The following is a 15,978-nucleotide window of genomic DNA, read 5'->3' as shown; positions in this document are numbered from 1 at the left end:
GGCGGGTTAGCGGGGCGCGCCGAGCGCGCAGCGCGTAACCCGCCGTCTCACAGCAAGACCATATTATCGCGGTGGATCAGCTCGTGGCCTTCGAGGTAGCCCAGCACGGACTCGATCTCGGCCGACGGCTTGCGCTTGATCTTGCGCGCTTCCGCGCTGCTGTAGTTCGACAGCCCGCGCGCCACCGCGCTGCCGTCCTCGGCCACGCAGGTAATGACCGCGCCGCGCCCGAACTCGCCCTTCACGTCGATTACGCCGATCGGCAGCAGCGACTTGCCTTCCTTGCTCAGCTTCTGCACCGCGCCCGCGTCCAGCACCACCTGGCCGGCCGTGTGCAGGTGGTCGGCCATCCACTGCTTGCGCGCAGTCAGGTGGCCGGTCTGCGCGGCCAGCTCGGTGCCGATCGCCTCGCCGTTCGCCAGCCGCGTCAGCACGTTCTCCTCGCGCCCGAACGCGATCACCGTGTGCGCGCCGGACTTGGCGGCGCGCTTGGCCGCCAGGATCTTGGTCAGCATGCCGCCGCGTCCCAGCGCCGAGCCGGCGCCGCCGGCCATCGCTTCCAGCGCCGGGTCGCCCGCGCGGCCCTGCTCGATCAGGTAGGCGGCCGGGTCCTTGCGCGGGTCCGCGCTGTACAGGCCGCGCTGGTCGGTCAGGATGATCAGCGCGTCGGCCTCGATCAGGTTGGCCACCAGCGCGCCCAAGGTGTCGTTGTCGCCGAACTTGATCTCGTCGGTGACCACCGTGTCGTTCTCGTTAATGATGGGCACCACGCCCAGGCGCAGCAAGGTGGTCAGGGTGGAGCGCGCGTTCAGGTAGCGTTCGCGGTCGGCCAGGTCGGCGTGCGTCAGCAGCACCTGCGCCGTGCCCAGCTGGTGCGCGCGGAAGCTGGTTTCATAGATCTGCGCCAGGCCCATCTGGCCGACGGCGGCGCAGGCCTGCAGTTCGTGGATGTCGGTCGGGCGCGCCTCGAAGCCCAGGCGCAGCATGCCCTCGGCGATGGCGCCCGAGCTGACCAGCACCACCTCCTTGCCCAGCGCGCGCAAGGCGGCGATCTGCGCGGCCCAGCGCGCGATGGCGGCGTGGTCCAGGCCGCGGCCGTCGTTGGTGACCAGCGAGGAGCCGACTTTGATGATGATGCGGGTGGATTTCTGTATAACGGAATTCATGGGTGCGGCGGTTCTCATCTCAATGCTCAATAATCCCGGCGCGCGCTGCGCTGCCAAGTCGTGGCTTGCCTGATTTCGAAGGGCGGGTTGCCCTGCCTTGCCGCAGACAGCGCCAGCCCATGGTGGCGGGCTGGCACTGTTGTAGGGAATGCCAATCAGCGATTAGCTGATTATGCCGGTGTTGCAGAGTTATTGCGAGCTACTGAAACTTAATCAAGGACCTTATTCCAGGATCTTGAAGCGCGGATCGTCCGGATCGATCGAGGAAATGCCGCGCGCCTCTTCGGTCATCTGGGTCTCTTCGGCACGCTGTTCGCTGTGCTTGACCTGCTCCAGATGCTTGTAGATGGCGTTGACCAGTTCCTGCGTGCCTTCGTGGCTCAGGGCGGAGATCTCGAACACCGGTCCCTTGAAGCCGAACTTCTTGACGAAGTCCTTGACCCGCTTGGCGCGCTCGCCTTCCGGAATCACGTCCACCTTGTTGAGCACCAGCCAGCGCGGCTTGTCCACCAGCGCCTCGTCGTACTTCTTCAGTTCCTTGACCAGGGCTTTCGCTTCCTTGACCGGATCGACGGTTTCCTCGAACGGGGCCAGGTCCACGATGTGCAGCAGCAGGCCGGTGCGCGACAGGTGGCGCAGGAACTGGTGGCCCAGGCCGGCGCCCTCGGCGGCGCCCTCGATCAGGCCGGGAATGTCGGCGATGACGAAGGATTTTTCATGCGACACGCGTACCACGCCCAGGTTCGGGTGCAGCGTCGTGAACGGGTAATCGGCAATTTTCGGCTTGGCGTTGGACACGGCCGTGATGAAGGTGGACTTGCCGGCGTTCGGCATGCCCAGCAGGCCGACGTCGGCCAGCACTTTCAATTCCAGGCGCAGCTCGCGGCGTACGCCTTCCTTGCCTTCGGTCTTCTGGCGCGGCGCACGGTTCGTCGACGTCTTGAAGTGGATATTGCCCCAGCCGCCCTCGCCGCCCAGCGCCAGCAGTTCAGTCTGGCCGTGCTCGGTCATGTCGGCGATGATGTCGCCGTTGACTTCGTCGATGATCAGGGTGCCCACCGGCATGCGCAGGTAGATGTCATCGGCGCCCTTGCCGTAGCAGTCCGAGCCGCGGCCCGATTCGCCATCCTTGGCGCGGTGCACTTTCGAATAGCGGTAGTCCACCAGGGTATTGACGTTGCGGTCGGCGATGGCCCAGATGGAGCCGCCTTTGCCGCCGTCGCCGCCGTCAGGGCCGCCGAACGGGCGGAACTTCTCCCGGCAGAAAGAGGCGCAGCCGTTGCCGCCGCTGCCGGCGATGACTTCAATTCGTGCTTCGTCGATAAACTTCATAATGTGCCGCCATAAAACTAAAAAGGCTCTACCGTTGGCAGAGCCTTTCGATTGAAGGCTTGCGCCTTACTTTGCGTTGTAGCGCAGAATTACGCTGCTACTACGGTCACGAACTGGTGCGAGTTCGGGCCTTTGACAACGAACTTCACCTTGCCGTCCACCAGGGCGAACAGGGTGTGGTCCTTGCCGGTACCAACGCCTTCGCCGGCGCGCACTGGGGTGCCGCGTTGACGAATGATGATGCCGCCAGCGTTGATCGACTGGCCGCCGTACACTTTAACGCCGAGGCGTTTTGATTCTGAGTCACGGCCGTTGCGGGTAGTGCCGCCGCCTTTTTTGTGTGCCATTTATTAGCTCCTAAATTAGCTGTAAATTAAAGACGACGATTAGCCGTTGATCGAAACGATCTGGATTTCGGTGTAGTTCTGGCGATGGCCCTGATGCTTCTGGTAGTGCTTACGACGACGCATCTTGAAGATCTTGACCTTGTCGTGACGACCTTGGGAAACTACTTTCACCTGAACCGTTGCACCCGAGACGAGTGGCGTGCCGAACTTGATGGCTTCGCCTTCGCCTACTGCGAGTACTTGATCGATGGTGAGTTCGGAACCAATGTCAGCAGGTATCTGTTCTACTTTGAGTTTTTCGCCAGCGACAACTTTATACTGTTTGCCACCGGTTTTTATGACCGCGTACATGATTTGAAACCTCATCAAATGTTAAAAGAATCCTCCGCTGCGTACCGCAGAACAACAGTGTGGAACGGGGAGAACCTGCGATTATACACAAACTGAAAATTTGCGTCAAAGAGTATTCCAAATTCCCGGCGAGCATGGTATGTCGGCAATATTACGCGGCGCGGCGCGCGCCGGGGTTGCCAAGCCGACATCGCCTATGGCAATCGCCACCACAGCCGGGGCATGTCGTATAATCGCGGCACTTCACTCACCCTTGCAGGTTTGCCTTGTCTGCCGCTACCCAACACGCCAACTCCAACACCATCACCCAAACCATCGCCGCCGACATGGACGCGGTGAACACGGTGATCCGCCAGCGTTTGCACTCCGAGGTGCCGCTGGTTAACCAGATTGCGGAATACATCATCAGCGCCGGCGGCAAGCGCATCCGTCCCGTGCTCGTCTTGCTGGTGGCCAACGCCTATTCCTACAAGGGCGTGGCGCACCACGAGCTGGCGGCGGTGGTGGAATTCATCCACACCGCCACCCTGCTGCACGACGACGTGGTGGACGAATCGTCGCTGCGCCGCGGGCGCGCCACCGCCAACGCCCTGTTCGGCAACGCCGCCTCGGTGCTGGTGGGCGACTTCCTGTACTCGCGCGCCTTCCAGATGATGGTCTCGCTCAACAGCATGCGCGTGATGCAGATCCTGTCGGACGCCACCAACGTGATCGCCGAAGGCGAAGTGCTGCAGCTGCTGAATATGCACGACCCGGACGTGAGCGAAGAGCGCTACCTGCAAGTGATCCGCTCCAAGACCGCCAAGCTGTTCGAAGCGGCCGCCGAGCTGGGCGCGCTGATCTCCGGCGCCAATGACGAGCAGATCGCCGCCGCCGGCGAATACGGCCGCTCGCTGGGCACCGCCTTCCAGCTGATCGACGACGTGCTCGACTACGCCGGCGACGCCGCCGAAATCGGCAAGAACGTCGGCGACGACCTGCGCGAAGGCAAGCCCACGCTGCCGCTGATCTGGCTGATGAGCCACGGCACGCCCGAGCAGCGCCAGCTGGTGCGCTCCTGCATCGAAAACGGCGACGAACAGCACTTCGACACGATATTGGCCGCCATCACCGGCAGCGGCGCGCTGGACTACACCCGCCGCGCCGCCGAAGTGGCCGCCGAGCGCGCCGCCGCCGCGGTCGCCGGCCTGCCCGCCAGCGTCTACAAAGACGCCCTGCTGCAACTGGCCCGCTTCGCCGTCGACCGCACCCACTAAGAAACACCCCCCGAAAACGGGGTCAGGGTTAATTATTCAGGAAACATTTCCCGAATAATTAACCCTGACCCCATTTTTTGTTGCTTACAGGATTTCGTAGACCAGGGCGGGGGGACGGCACAGGCGCACGCCTTTGTCGGTGACGACGAAGGGGCGGTTGATCAGCGCGGGGTGGGCCATCATGGCGTCCAGCAGGGCGTCGTCGCTGAGGCTGGCGTCGGCCAGGCCGAGCTGGTCGTACAGCTCGCCCTTGTCGCGCATGGCGCCGCGCACGGTCAGGCCGGCCTGGGCGATCAGCTCTTGCAGCCGCGCGCGCGACGGCGGCGCGTTCAGGTAGTCGATGATCTCGGGTTCGACGCCGCTTTCGCGTATCAGCGCCAGCGCGCCGCGCGAGTTGCTGCAAGCGTTGTTGTGGTAGATGGTGATGGCCATGGCCGCTTCCTCCGGTTCGGTGAGGCGGCCATGCTAGGACATACGGGGCGCAAGCGCAAGCGCCCCCCCAAGCAACGCCTGGAAACGCCTGGAAACGCTTAGAAGCGCACGAAGTTGCTGTCGTCCGGCTCGGCCTCCATCACCAGCGTGCGCGCGCTGGGCGCGGCGGCGCGGCCGCGCACCGGCACCGGGGCGCGCCGCGCGGGCGGGCGCCGCTCGCCGCCTTGCACCCGGAAGAAGGACACGGCCTGCTGCAGCTGCTCGGCCTGCCCGCTCATTTCCTCTGCCGTGGCGGCCAGTTCTTCGGAGCTGGAGGCGTTCTGCTGCGTGGTCTGGCTGAGCTGGCCGATCGCGGAGTTGATCTGCGCCACGCCGCTCGATTGCTCTTCGGACGCGGCCGTGATTTCCTGCACCAGGTCGGAGGTCTTCTTGATGCTGGGTACCATCTCGTCCAGCAGCTTGCCGGCCTTCTGCGCCAGCTCCACGCTGCTGCCGGCCACTTCGCTGATTTCCTGCGCCGCCACCTGGGAGCGCTCGGCCAGCTTGCGCACTTCGGCCGCCACCACGGCGAAGCCTTTGCCGTGCTCGCCCGCGCGCGCCGCCTCGATGGCCGCGTTCAGCGCCAGCAGATTGGTCTGGTAGGCGATGTCGTCGATGATGCTGATCTTCTTGGCGATCTGCGTCATCGCTTCCACCGTGGACTTGACGGCCGAGCCGCCCTCGGCCGCCTGCGACGAGGCTTGCCCGGCCATGCTGTCGGTGACCTTGGCGTTCTCCGTGTTCTGGGCGATGGAGGCCGTCATTTCCTCCACCGAGGCGCTGGTTTCCTCCACGCCGGCGGCCTGCTCGCTGGCAGCCTGCGACAGCGACTGGGCCGTGGCGCTGATCTCCTCGGACGCGCCGGCCAGCGCCTGCGCGCCGCTGCTCACTTCGGTCAGCACCGAGGCCAGCTTGTCGACCATGGTTTTCATCGCGTACAGCAGGCTGGCCTTGTCGCCGGGGCGCAGCTCCACCTGCACCGTCAGGTCGCCGCGCGCCACGTCGTTGACGATGCGCGCCGCATACGCGGGCTCACCGCCGATCTGCGCCAGCAGCTTGTCCACCATCTGCTTCATCGAGTGCAGCAGGCTGCTCTGGTCGCCCGGCGCGAGCCGCACGTCCACCGCGAAGTTGCCTTGCGCGACTTCGTGCACGATGCCGGCCGCGTATGCCGGTTCGCCGCCCAGCTGGCGCAGGATGCCGCGCAGGATGGTCCAGCCTATGGCCACCAGCAGCACCAGCGCGGCCACGGCGGCGCCGTACATCAGGTACAGCGCGCGGCTGGACGAAGCTTCGGCCGCCGCCACCGCCTCCATCGCGCGCCGCTCGTTCAGTTCGATCACCTTGCCGAGCGCGTTTTCGGCGTTGGTGTACAGCGGACGCAGCGCGATCAGGTCCTGGTGCAGCGTGACGAAGCCGGCCTTGCGCTGCTCGGCGCCGCTGGCGCGCAGCAAGTCGCCGGCCACCTGGTCGAAGCGCTGGTCGGCCGCCTTCCACAAGTCCCAGTCCTTGACGAACTGCTGCCACAGGGCCGCCTCGTCGCTGTCCTGCGGCAGGCGCTCGTAGTTTTTCCAGGCCTTGTCCACGCGGCTCCAGAATTCCTGCTTGCTGCGCAGATTGCGCTCGATTTCGGCGAACTGCTCGGGATAGGCGGCCAGCGCGTCCACTGCGCGGCTGGCCGAGCGCAGCGCGGTCTGGCCTTCGTTGACGATTTGCAGGTTGAGCACCGAGGGCAGCTTGTTGCGGCCCACGTCGTCCAGCATGTCGCCGCCGTGCTGCATGCCGCGTATGCCGATCAGCATCACGATCAGCAGCGCCAGCAGGCTGACGCCGATCAGGGTGATCAGCTTGGCCCGCACCGTCATATTGTTGAGCATATTCGTCCTCCGTGGCGCCGCCGGGCCGGCGGCAGGTTGCGGCGCAGCTGCGCCGTGTGCAAGCTCAGGCGACGGCCGGGGCGCCGCCGCCCAACTGCGCCATCGCTTCCAGTTCCGTCACCGACAGCACCTGGTCGGTGTTGAGCAGGATGACGAACTTGCCGTTGACCTTGCCCATGCCGGCGATGAATTCCGATCGGATGCGGGCGCCGAACTGCGGCGCCGGCTCGATGTCGGACGGCGGGATGTCGATCACGGCATTGACCGCGTCCACCATCACGCCCACCACCTGCTGCTCGCCGTCCGCGTCGATCTCGACGATGACGATGGCGGTGCGCTTGCCGATCTGCGTGGCGGGCCGGCCGAAGCGCGCGGCCAGGTCCATCACCGGCACCACGGCGCCGCGCAGGTTGATCACGCCGCGCACGCACTCGGGCATCAGCGGCACGGTGGTCAGGCCGTCGTATTCGATGATTTCCTTGATGGCCAGGATGCCGATGGCGAACACTTCGCCGCCCAGCATGAAGGTGAGGAACTGGGCCGATTCCTGCACCACGGCCGGCGGCGCGTTGCGGGCGGCTTGCACCATTGCTGTCATGGGGATCTCCTTGTAGTTCGGTTCAGGCGGCCAGCTGCGGCGCTTCGGCGCCGCCGCTGCTGCGGCCGACAATGGCCGGCACGTCCAGGATCAGCGCCACTTCGCCGCTGCCCAGAATGGTCGAGCCGCTGATGCAGCGCAGCTGGCTGAACATGCGGCCGAGCGGCTTGATGACGGTCTGGAATTCGCCGTGCAGCGCGTCCACCACCAGGCCGATGCGCTGCCCGGCGTGCTTGACCACGACGATGCTCTCGCGCCGCGGCGGCGGCGTGGTGACGCCGAACAGCGAACGCAGGCGGATGAAGGGCAGCACCTGGCCGCGCAGATTGGTGTAGTCGTGGCCGGGCTCGGCGGCGAATTCGATGCACTCGTCTATCATGTCCAGCGGCACCACGAAGGTGGCCGTGCCGAGGCCGACCAGGAAGCCGTCGATGATGGCCAGGGTCAGCGGCAGGCGCACCGTGACGGTGGTGCCCAGGCCGGGCGCGCTGTCCACGGTGACGGTGCCGCGCAGCGCGGTGATGTTCCTCTTCACCACGTCCATGCCCACGCCGCGCCCGGACAGGTTGGTGATGGCGGCGGCCGTGGAAAAGCCCGGCTCGAAGATCAGGCCGTAGATTTCCTGGTCGCTCAGCTTGCGGTCCGGCTCGATCAGCCCGCGCTCGATGGCCTTGGCCAGGATGCGTTCGCGGTCCAGCCCGCCGCCGTCGTCGGACACTTCGATGACGATGCTGCCCGAATCGTGGAAGGCGTTCAGGCGCACGGTGCCGCGCAGGGGCTTGCCGCGCGCGGCGCGCACCTCGGCCGGCTCGATGCCGTGGTCGATGGCGTTGCGCACCAGGTGGGTCAGCGGGTCGCCGATTTTCTCCACCACGGTTTTATCCAGCTCGGTGTCCTCGCCGCTGACGGCCAGGCCGATGTCCTTGCCGATCTCGCGCGCCACGTCGTGCACCACGCGCTGGAAGCGGTTGAAGGTGGCGCCGATCTTCACCATGCGCAGCTGCAGCGCCGAGTCGCGCACCTGCTCCACCAGGTCGCTCAGCATGGAGGTGCATTCGAGCAGCTCGCTGTTGCGCACCTGGCGCGCGATCAGGTTGGCCGAGGCGCCGACGATGATCAGCTCGCCCACCAGGTTGATCAGCAAGTCCAGCTTGTCGGCATCGACGCGGATCGAGCGGCTCTCGGTTGGCTTGGGTTCGCCGGCCTGTTTCTGCTTGGTCAGCGCCGCTTCCACCATGGCCGGTTCGGCCGTGCCCTGCCCCACCAGGATGGCGCCCAGCGGCGGCGCGGCAGCCGGCGAGTGGCCGGCGGCGGCCTGCACCTGCAGCGCCGCGTCCAGCTCGCGCTGGGTGATGCAGCCGCAGCGCATCAGGATGTCGCCCAGCAGCGCCTTCTGTTCGGGCAGTTCGCGGATCAGGCGCACATACTCCTCGACGCGGCTGCGCGGCGGCAGGATGTGCAGCGTGCAGGCGTCCTGCACGAATTCGAACACGCCTTCGATGGCGGTCTTGTCGGCTTCCGTCTCGAGCGCGATTTCAAAGCCGAGGTAGCAGGTTTCCGGGTCCATCTGCTCGGCGGCGGGGATGCCGTCGGCCAGGGTGACGATGCCGACGATGCGGCCGATCTGGCCCAGGTAGCGGATGAAGGACAGCGGGTCCATGCCGTCGCGCAGCACGTCAGGGCCGAAGCGCAGCGACAAGTGCCAGGCGTCGGCCGAGCCGCCCGGCTCGCCCATGCGTTCGACGCCGGGGTGTTCCTCGGCCACCAGTTCGCCGCCGTGGCCCTCGCCGTCGGCCGGCTGGCCCATCTGCACGCGCAACTGGGCCAGCAGCGGCTTGCCTTCGGCCAGCATGGCGGCATCCGCTTCGGTCTGGCCCGCCTCCAGCGCGGTGATCATGCCGGACAGGTGGTCGCAGCAGGACAGCAGCAGCACGATCAGCTCGTCGCTCAGCGCCAGCTTGCCGTCGCGGACTTCGTCAAGCAGGCTTTCCACCACGTGGGTGAAAGCGACGATGTGGTCCAGGCTGAACAGGCCGGCCGAGCCCTTGATGGTGTGGGCGGCGCGGAAGATGGCGTGCACGGCTTCGTCGCTGCCGCCGGCCTGGCCGGCGTTGAGCAGCGCGTTCTCCATGTCTTCCAGCAGTTCCCGGCTTTCCAGGATGAAGGTTTGTAGCGCCAGGTCCAGGTCCATCGTCTTGCCTCCACTAAGGGGGTGCTCTATGGGGGTGCTCTATGGGGGTGCTCTGAGGGGATGCTTAATGATCTTTGCGCGGCTCGATCAGCAGCGCGTCGCCGAACCAGGCGCCCAGGTCCAGCAGTTCGAACACCTCCAGCACGGCCGGGCTGTGGCCGGTGAGGCGCAGTTCGCGCTGCTCGGCGCGCGCCACCTGCTTGGCCAGCATCAGCACCTGCAGGCCCGCGCTGTCCATTTCGGTCACGCCGGCCAGGTCCACTTCCAGGCTGGTGCTGCGCTGCAGCTCGCCCAGCAGCAGGATCTTCATGTCGGCCGCGCGGTAGATATTCAGTTCGCCGTCAATGGCGACGCGGCCGGCGCTCACGGCAGCACCAGTTTCTGCACCGCGCCCAGCAGTACTTCAGGCTTGAAGGGCTTGACCACCCAGGCCTTCGCGCCGGCCGCCTGGCCCTCGCGCTTCTTGGCTTCCTGCGACTCGGTGGTCAGCATGATGACGGGGGTGAACTTATAGTTGGGCAGCTGCTTGATTTCCTTGACGAAGGTGATGCCGTCCATATTGGGCATGTTGACGTCGCACACGACGAGGTTGACCTTTTGCCCGGTCAGCTTGGACAGGGCGTCCATGCCGTCGCGCGCCTCGATCACGTCGTAGCCGGCGCTTTTCAGCGCGATGCCGACCACTTGCCGCAAGGAGGCCGAATCGTCGATGACCATAATGGTTTTTGCCATAGTGCTTTCCTAGAAAAATGTCACTTCGTCGGACGGCGCGGCGATCACCTTCTGTTCGCCCCGGTGCACTGCGTGCTCCTCCGCCATCGCATAGGTTTTCTCCAGCTCGCCCAGCAGCGCCGAGGCTTGCGGCGCCTCCAGCGTAGCCTCATGCTGATAGTGCTGGCGGTTCTCGTCAAGCAGGCTGGGCAGTAAGCCGATATTGTGGCTGACGTGACCCAGCACCTGACTGACGCGGTCCTGGAATTGCAGCTGCACCAGCGCCTCGCCCACTTCGCCCTTGATAGTGACGCTCTCCTGCTTGAGCAGTTCGGACGACTGCGCCATGGCGTCGGTGAGGTTGCGGAATTCGCGCAGCACGGCGTCGATGGTGCCTTCGGACGACTGCATGGCCTGGTCCTCCGCCGCGCTCGATTCGGTGGCAGCCTTGCAGGCGCTGACGATGGCCACGCTGATCTTGCCGACGCGGTCGCTGATGCTGCGGCCGGTTTCGGCCGAGCGGTTGGACAGGTTGCGCACCTCCTGCGCCACCACGGCGAAGCCGCGCCCGGCCGGGCCGGCGCGCGCCGCCTCGATGGCCGCGTTCAGCGCCAGCAGATTGGTCTGCGCGGCGATGCTGGCCACGCCCTCGGCCATGTCGCGCAGCTCGCGCGTGAACTGCTCCAGTTCGCGGATGCGGCTCAGCATGGCGTGCTTGGACGCCAGCGCCGACTTCATCGTGGCCACCACTTCGCCCAGCTGGCGCTCGCTGTTGGAAAATACCTGGCTCAGCGACGCGCCGTCCTGGCTGTCTGCGGCCGCGTTGGACAGGCGCAGCGTGTCGTCCAGCTTGTCGACGATGGTGGAAAAACGGGTGGCCAGTTCGGACACGGCCTCCTCCATCTGGCTGCGCGACGATTCGATGTGGCGGCACCAGACGGGCGTGACTTCTTCCGCGAATTGCTGGCGCGCGTCGAGGTAGTCCTGCACGTTGGCGCTGGCGCCGCCGGCGCTGCCGCCGCTGAGCTGGAACCAGGCGTAGGCGCCGGCGCCGAGGAAGGCCAGCGCGCCCAGCATGCCGTACCAGCCGCCGTTGGGCCAGAACAGTGCCATCAGCGCGCCGGCGATGGCGAGAACGGCCGGATAGTGACGGCCGCCGGTGTTTTCCAGGAGTGAGTTCAATGGTGTCTTCTCGGGTTGGGGAACCTCTAGCCATGCCATGCACACTGCCGGATCATTCTATCAAAAAGCTATTTGCGATATGCAATATCGATGCGCTTGTTCAAAAAAACCACGCTTGCACGAAAATAGTGCCTACTGGTGTTGAACCGGCATAGTTGCCAAATGCGTTAGTTTCTGATGTAATTTAGGCCTACACCGTCGGGGTGTAGCTTAGCCCGGTAGAGCGCTACGTTCGGGACGTAGAGGCCGGAGGTTCGAATCCTCTCACCCCGACCACCCTCTCTCAGAATGAATGGCGCAGGCCGAGATTGGCCGCTTTGCTGCCGCTGCCCTTGTCGGTCGCATTGCCGACCTTGTAGGCCGCTCCGCGGCGATTCAGGATGGAAGCGTAGGCGGCATACAAATCGGTGCGGGGCGATAGCGCGTGAAAATAGCCGAGGCCCCACTGGGTTGCGTCCTGGGCGGCGGCGGTGCGGTCGGCATGCCGTACCCGCGACAGCAGCAGCCGGTTTGCTCCCAAGGGCATGGTCACCCCCATCACCAGATCGCGGCTGTCGGCTGCGGCGGGGCCGCAGTTGCGGGCCGCCGCAGCGTGCAGGATCAGCGCGCCGGCGTCGTAGCTGGCGGCGAGCAGCGTGTTGTTGGTGTGGTCGGTCGCGCCGGCATTGTTCAGCTGATGCGCCGCCAGTTGCAGGCGCAGCGGCCCGCGCGCATAGGCCAGCGCGCCGCTCAGCGCGCGGTTGCCGGCGCTGCCGCCCGCCGTTTCGCCGGCCACATAGGCCAGGTCCGCCTGCAGTCCCCCCGCACTGGGCGTGATGTATTCGACCGCATTGTCCACCCGCGTGTTGGTTGCCATGATATTGCCAGCGCGGCCGGCCAGGTTGACCGCGCCGAAGGCGTCACCGACGTCGCGCAAGGCTTTGTAGTAGGGTGAATACTGCCGCCCCAGCGTCAGCGCGCCGAAGCCGCCGCTCAGGCCCACGTACGATTGCCGTCCAAATAGCAGGCCGCCCTGCCCTGCCGCGCCGGTGTCGGCATTGAGGCCGTTCTCCAGCACGAAGCTGGCCTTCAGTCCTCCTCCCAGGTTTTCGCTGCCCTTGAAACCGAGGCGCGAGCCGGAGGCGACACCGCTGCTCAGATTGGTGACCCTGCCTTTCGGCGCGTCGCTTTCGCGTACCAGCCCGACATCGACGATGCCGTACACAGTCACTTGGCCTTGGGCCTGCACCGGGGCGAACGCCATCGACGCCAGTGCGGTCAGCACCAGCGCGCAGTCATTTCTTTTCATGGTTTTGTCTCGTTGTTGTTATCGTTGTTGTTATGGATATTGCGGGTCAGGCCGCCGCCGCCAATCCCCCCCGCGCGCATGGTAGCGGCGGTACAGGACGAGCGTCGCGCCCAGGCTGCAGGCGGCGGCAAAGCTCATCCACAACGCTGGAGCGGCCTTGTCCCCGCTGGTTTCGATCAGCGCGGTGGCGATGGCCGGCGTGAAGCCGCCGAATACCGCCGTCGCCAGGCTGTAGGCCAGCGAGAAGCCGGCGGTGCGCACCGATACCGGCATGACCTCGGTCAGCGCCACCACCATGGCGCCGTTGTAGCTGCCATACAGGAAGGACAGCCACAACTCCACCGCGAGCATCTTCTCGAAGCTGGGATCGGCCACCAGCCAGCGCATGGCCGGATACGCGCTGGCCATGGTCAGCACGGCGAACACGATCAGCAGCGGCCGGCGGCCGACGCGGTCCGACAGCGCCCCCATCACGGGCAGCCAGATGAAGTTGGACAGGCCGACGCACAGCGTGACGATCAGGCTGTCGCTGCCGCCAAGCTTGAGCACCGCCTTGCCGAAGGTCGGCGTGTAGATGGTGATCAGGTAGAACGACACCGTGGTCAGCGCCACCAGCAGCATCCCGGCCAGCACCAGGCCCCAGTTGTCCAGCATCGAGCGCAGGATGGTGCGCAGGTCCGGCTTGTGGGTGCGGCGCTTGAATTCCTCGGTCTCCTGCAGCGTGCGGCGGATCACGAACAGCACCGGCACGATCAGGCAGCCGATGAAAAATGGAATGCGCCAGCCCCACGCGCCCATTTCGGCCGGCGTGAACCACAGGTTCAAGCCATAGCCCAGCGCCGCCGCCACGATGATGGCGACCTGCTGGCTGGCCGATTGCCAGCTGACGTAGAAGCCCTTGTTACCCGGCGTCGCCATTTCAGCCAGATAGACCGACACGCCACCCAGTTCCGCGCCGGCGGAAAAGCCCTGCAGCAAGCGCCCGGCCAGCACCAGCGCCGGCGCCAGCGCGCCGATGCTGGCATAGCCGGGAACACAGGCGATCAGGATGGTCCCCAGCGCCATCAGGCCCAGGGTGACGATCAGGCCCTGGCGGCGGCCGACCCGGTCCACGTAGGCGCCGAGCACGATCGCGCCCAGTGGCCGCATCAGGAAACCGGCGCCGAAGGTCATCAGCGTCAGCATCAGCGACGCCACCTCGTTTTCGGCCGGGAAGAAGGTCTTGGCAATCGCGGTCGCGTAAAAGCCGAACAGGAAAAAGTCGAACATTTCCATGAAATTGCCGCTGGTAACACGCAGCACCATGCCGACGCGGGACGGCGTCGCCGTTGAATGGGCAGTCATCGTAGTCTCTCTGGATGGACCAAAAGGAAGCGCTTAGCGCGCGGCGGCAGCGGGCGGCACCAGGTCAAGTCCGCTGCCCACGACGGCGTCGTGCGAGTGCGGCGAGGCCAGGAAGTCCAGCAGGCGGCGCGCCGCTTGCGGATGGCGGGCACCGACCGGGATGCCGGCGGCAAAGCGCGTCACGCTCTGCACCGGTTCCGGCAGGCGCGCCACGAAGGTGGCGCCCTGCACCGGCAGGATTTCGCTCACCTGCTGGAAGCCCAGTTCATACTTCCCTTCCGCCACCAGCACGGCGACCGGGGTCTTTTGCACCATGTGCGACTTGGGTTTCACGGCCGCTTCGATATCGAGCTTTTTCAGCAGCTCGCGTTGGATGTAGACGCCGCTGGCGCTGTCGGAATAGGCGATCGATTCAGCCTGCAGCATGGCCTGGCGCAGCGCCGCCACGGTGGAGATGTCCGGCTTGGCATGGCCGTTGCGGACCACCAGCCCGATGCGCGAATCGGCCAGTTCGGTGCGGCTGGCGCGCTCGACCTTGCCCTCGGCGATCAGCTGGTCCAGCGCATAGCCGACCATGATGACGACATCGGCCGGCTCGCCGCGCGCCAGCCGGTTCGGGATCGCTTCCGGCGACTTGCCCATCGACGGCCCCCAGGCGGTGACGAGCGTGTCGCCGCTGGCGGCTTCGTAGCGCGGCTGCAGGGCCTTGTAGGCGGCGGTGAAGCCGCCCGAATTCATGACATCGATTTGCTCGGCGCCGGCGGCGGTTGCAGCCAGGGCGAACACGAGGAAGATGGTGGTGGCGGGCTTGAAACGGCGATGCATGCTGGTCTCCTGATGGGTTAGCTGAACTTATCAGGCGATTATCTGGACTTGCATCGATAATGTAAATTGCATAATTTCTCATCATTGATACCTTCTCGGCATCAATCATTTTTTCCCGGCCAGCGCCTCCTTGAGCAGTTCGTACAGATGCTGGGCAGCGGGCGAGAACACCCGGCCAGATCGGCGTATCACGCCCAGCGTGCGCTCGACGCCCTCGCCGGCCAGCGGCACCGCGCGCAGCATCGCGCCGGCGGCGCCGGCCGGCATGGACAGCTGCGGCACCACCGCGATGCCCATGCCGGCGCGTACCAGCTCCAGCACCGTGGACACATGGCGCGCCTCGATAAAGGAGGTCGGCCGCTGCTCGGCCGGCGCCATGGCCTGGTCCAGCACCATGCGGTTGCCGCTGGATTTGGCGACCGCCATGTAGGGATGCTTGCCGATCTCCTCCCAGCTCACGCTGCGCTTGCGCGCCAGCGGATGCGTGGCGAGGCAGGCCAGCACAAAGCGTTCCCTGAGTATCGGTTCGAAGTCGATGCCCTGTTCGCCGTCGCCGAGGAAGTTGATGCCGAAATCGGCATCGCCGCGCGCCACGATGTTCAGCACTTCATGCGCGCCCTCGTCGGCCACGCGCATGCGGATGCCGGGCAGCTCGGTGTAGAAGCGCTGCAGGATGGGCGGCAGGAGGTTGTGCGCGACGGACGGCACGCAGGCCACGGTCACCTGGCCGAAATGGGTGCGCGAGATATCGCCGATCTTGTGCAGCGAGCGCTCCACGCCATCGAGTATCTCGACGGCCCTGGCGAAGAATTCGCGTCCCATCAGGGTCAACGCCACGCGCCGCGTGCTGCGCTCGAACAGCTTGACGTTGAGCGCCTCTTCCAGTTTGCTGATGCGGCGCGACAGCGCCGGCTGCGACAGGTTCAGGGCGACGGCGGCGGCGCGGAAGCCGCCCTGTTCGACCACGGCCACCATGGCCTGCAAGTCATTCAAATCAAAACGCAGTTGGTTCATCTCGTCGTATCAAAAATACCGGGCC

General features: G+C 65.7%; 16 protein-coding genes and 1 tRNA gene. 2 read left to right on the top strand and 15 right to left on the bottom strand.

Annotated features, from left to right (window positions below; genetic code table 11):
* Nucleotides 1–47 precede the first annotated feature (47 nt).
* From proB to rplU, 4 genes are all read right to left on the bottom strand, one after another.
* A complete protein-coding gene (gene proB / locus ACFJI2_RS02080) occupies nt 48–1,166 on the bottom strand; it encodes a glutamate 5-kinase (protein WP_107876333.1) in 1,119 nt (372 codons plus the stop codon).
* A 222-nt stretch (nt 1,167–1,388) separates the two neighbouring features.
* Nucleotides 1,389–2,498 carry a GTPase ObgE gene (gene obgE / locus ACFJI2_RS02075; protein ID WP_377703551.1) on the bottom strand — a complete coding sequence of 370 codons (1,110 nt, stop codon included), beginning with the start codon at nt 2,496–2,498 and terminating at the stop codon, nt 1,389–1,391.
* Nucleotides 2,499–2,587: 89 nt separating this feature from the next.
* Entirely contained in the window at nt 2,588–2,845 is a 258-nt protein-coding gene (gene rpmA, locus ACFJI2_RS02070; RefSeq protein ID WP_056399363.1) for a 50S ribosomal protein L27, read from the bottom strand.
* A gap of 39 nt (nt 2,846–2,884) precedes the next feature.
* Nucleotides 2,885–3,196, bottom strand: a complete 312-nt coding sequence (gene rplU / locus ACFJI2_RS02065) for a 50S ribosomal protein L21 (protein WP_107876437.1) — start codon at nt 3,194–3,196, stop codon at nt 2,885–2,887.
* A 266-nt stretch (nt 3,197–3,462) separates the two neighbouring features.
* Here rplU and ispB point away from each other — a divergent pair, with 266 nt between their 5' ends.
* Nucleotides 3,463–4,452, top strand: coding sequence for an octaprenyl diphosphate synthase (ispB, locus tag ACFJI2_RS02060; protein ID WP_107876330.1), 990 nt, complete (start codon nt 3,463–3,465; stop codon nt 4,450–4,452).
* Between the two features lie 84 nt (nt 4,453–4,536).
* On the opposite strand, the gene arsC is transcribed toward ispB, so the two are convergent.
* The 7 genes from arsC to ACFJI2_RS02025 all read right to left on the bottom strand — a co-directional run bounded on the left by arsC (nt 4,537) and on the right by ACFJI2_RS02025 (nt 11,482).
* Nucleotides 4,537–4,884 (bottom strand): arsenate reductase (glutaredoxin), encoded by a 348-nt coding sequence (arsC, locus tag ACFJI2_RS02055; RefSeq protein WP_377703550.1) that lies wholly within the window; start codon nt 4,882–4,884, stop codon nt 4,537–4,539.
* 98 nt (nt 4,885–4,982) lie between these two features.
* Nucleotides 4,983–6,800 carry a methyl-accepting chemotaxis protein gene (locus ACFJI2_RS02050; RefSeq protein WP_377703549.1) on the bottom strand — a complete coding sequence of 606 codons (1,818 nt, stop codon included), beginning with the start codon at nt 6,798–6,800 and terminating at the stop codon, nt 4,983–4,985.
* Between the two features lie 64 nt (nt 6,801–6,864).
* Nucleotides 6,865–7,398, bottom strand: coding sequence for a chemotaxis protein CheW (locus ACFJI2_RS02045; protein ID WP_377703548.1), 534 nt, complete (start codon nt 7,396–7,398; stop codon nt 6,865–6,867).
* 22 nt (nt 7,399–7,420) lie between these two features.
* The gene (locus tag ACFJI2_RS02040; protein ID WP_377703547.1) at nt 7,421–9,589 is read right to left on the bottom strand and encodes a chemotaxis protein CheA; all 2,169 of its coding nucleotides are present in this window, start codon (nt 9,587–9,589) and stop codon (nt 7,421–7,423) included.
* Between the two features lie 64 nt (nt 9,590–9,653).
* Complete coding sequence (locus ACFJI2_RS02035) at nt 9,654–9,956, bottom strand: lipid asymmetry maintenance protein MlaB (RefSeq protein ID WP_377703546.1); 303 nt, start codon at nt 9,954–9,956, stop codon at nt 9,654–9,656.
* Nucleotides 9,953–10,321 (bottom strand): response regulator, encoded by a 369-nt coding sequence (locus tag ACFJI2_RS02030; protein ID WP_107876323.1) that lies wholly within the window; start codon nt 10,319–10,321, stop codon nt 9,953–9,955. Before ACFJI2_RS02030 ends, ACFJI2_RS02035 begins: the two co-directional genes overlap by 4 nt.
* Nucleotides 10,322–10,330: 9 nt before the next feature.
* Nucleotides 10,331–11,482 carry a methyl-accepting chemotaxis protein gene (locus ACFJI2_RS02025; protein ID WP_377703545.1) on the bottom strand — a complete coding sequence of 384 codons (1,152 nt, stop codon included), beginning with the start codon at nt 11,480–11,482 and terminating at the stop codon, nt 10,331–10,333.
* A gap of 199 nt (nt 11,483–11,681) precedes the next feature.
* Here ACFJI2_RS02025 and ACFJI2_RS02020 point away from each other — a divergent pair.
* Nucleotides 11,682–11,758, top strand: a tRNA-Pro gene (locus ACFJI2_RS02020).
* Between the two features lie 7 nt (nt 11,759–11,765).
* Here the strand turns inward: ACFJI2_RS02020 and ACFJI2_RS02015 are convergent.
* The 4 genes from ACFJI2_RS02015 to ACFJI2_RS02000 form a co-directional block, all read right to left on the bottom strand.
* Nucleotides 11,766–12,770 carry a porin gene (locus tag ACFJI2_RS02015; RefSeq protein WP_377703544.1) on the bottom strand — a complete coding sequence of 335 codons (1,005 nt, stop codon included), beginning with the start codon at nt 12,768–12,770 and terminating at the stop codon, nt 11,766–11,768.
* A gap of 30 nt (nt 12,771–12,800) precedes the next feature.
* The gene (locus ACFJI2_RS02010) at nt 12,801–14,114 is read right to left on the bottom strand and encodes an MFS transporter (RefSeq protein ID WP_377703543.1); all 1,314 of its coding nucleotides are present in this window, start codon (nt 14,112–14,114) and stop codon (nt 12,801–12,803) included.
* A gap of 33 nt (nt 14,115–14,147) precedes the next feature.
* The gene (locus ACFJI2_RS02005; RefSeq protein WP_377703542.1) at nt 14,148–14,939 is read right to left on the bottom strand and encodes a substrate-binding domain-containing protein; all 792 of its coding nucleotides are present in this window, start codon (nt 14,937–14,939) and stop codon (nt 14,148–14,150) included.
* A gap of 105 nt (nt 14,940–15,044) precedes the next feature.
* Nucleotides 15,045–15,953 carry a LysR family transcriptional regulator gene (locus ACFJI2_RS02000; RefSeq protein WP_377703541.1) on the bottom strand — a complete coding sequence of 303 codons (909 nt, stop codon included), beginning with the start codon at nt 15,951–15,953 and terminating at the stop codon, nt 15,045–15,047.
* Nucleotides 15,954–15,978: the final 25 nt, after the last annotated feature.

The organism is Pseudoduganella sp. UC29_71, assembly GCF_042693265.1.
Classification (GTDB): Bacteria; Pseudomonadota; Gammaproteobacteria; order Burkholderiales; family Burkholderiaceae_D; genus Rugamonas.
The sequence above is the reverse complement of the archived record's forward strand: the minus strand, read 5'-3'. Positions and strand labels throughout refer to the sequence as shown.

Excerpts from the sequence above, each read along its gene's own strand:
- ACFJI2_RS02050 (WP_377703549.1), bottom strand. The coding sequence starts at position 6,800 with ATGCTCAACAATATGACGGTGCGGGCCAAGCTGATCACCCTGATCGGC.
- ACFJI2_RS02000 (WP_377703541.1), bottom strand. The coding sequence starts at position 15,953 with ATGAACCAACTGCGTTTTGATTTGAATGACTTGCAGGCCATGGTGGCC.
- rplU (WP_107876437.1), bottom strand. The coding sequence starts at position 3,196 with ATGTACGCGGTCATAAAAACCGGTGGCAAACAGTATAAAGTTGTCGCT.
- ACFJI2_RS02045 (WP_377703548.1), bottom strand. The coding sequence starts at position 7,398 with ATGACAGCAATGGTGCAAGCCGCCCGCAACGCGCCGCCGGCCGTGGTG.
- rpmA (WP_056399363.1), bottom strand. The coding sequence starts at position 2,845 with ATGGCACACAAAAAAGGCGGCGGCACTACCCGCAACGGCCGTGACTCA.
- proB (WP_107876333.1), bottom strand. The coding sequence starts at position 1,166 with ATGAATTCCGTTATACAGAAATCCACCCGCATCATCATCAAAGTCGGC.
- ACFJI2_RS02005 (WP_377703542.1), bottom strand. The coding sequence starts at position 14,939 with ATGCATCGCCGTTTCAAGCCCGCCACCACCATCTTCCTCGTGTTCGCC.
- obgE (WP_377703551.1), bottom strand. The coding sequence starts at position 2,498 with ATGAAGTTTATCGACGAAGCACGAATTGAAGTCATCGCCGGCAGCGGC.
- ACFJI2_RS02030 (WP_107876323.1), bottom strand. The coding sequence starts at position 10,321 with ATGGCAAAAACCATTATGGTCATCGACGATTCGGCCTCCTTGCGGCAA.
- arsC (WP_377703550.1), bottom strand. The coding sequence starts at position 4,884 with ATGGCCATCACCATCTACCACAACAACGCTTGCAGCAACTCGCGCGGC.
- ACFJI2_RS02010 (WP_377703543.1), bottom strand. The coding sequence starts at position 14,114 with ATGACTGCCCATTCAACGGCGACGCCGTCCCGCGTCGGCATGGTGCTG.
- ACFJI2_RS02015 (WP_377703544.1), bottom strand. The coding sequence starts at position 12,770 with ATGAAAAGAAATGACTGCGCGCTGGTGCTGACCGCACTGGCGTCGATG.
- ACFJI2_RS02040 (WP_377703547.1), bottom strand. The coding sequence starts at position 9,589 with ATGGACCTGGACCTGGCGCTACAAACCTTCATCCTGGAAAGCCGGGAA.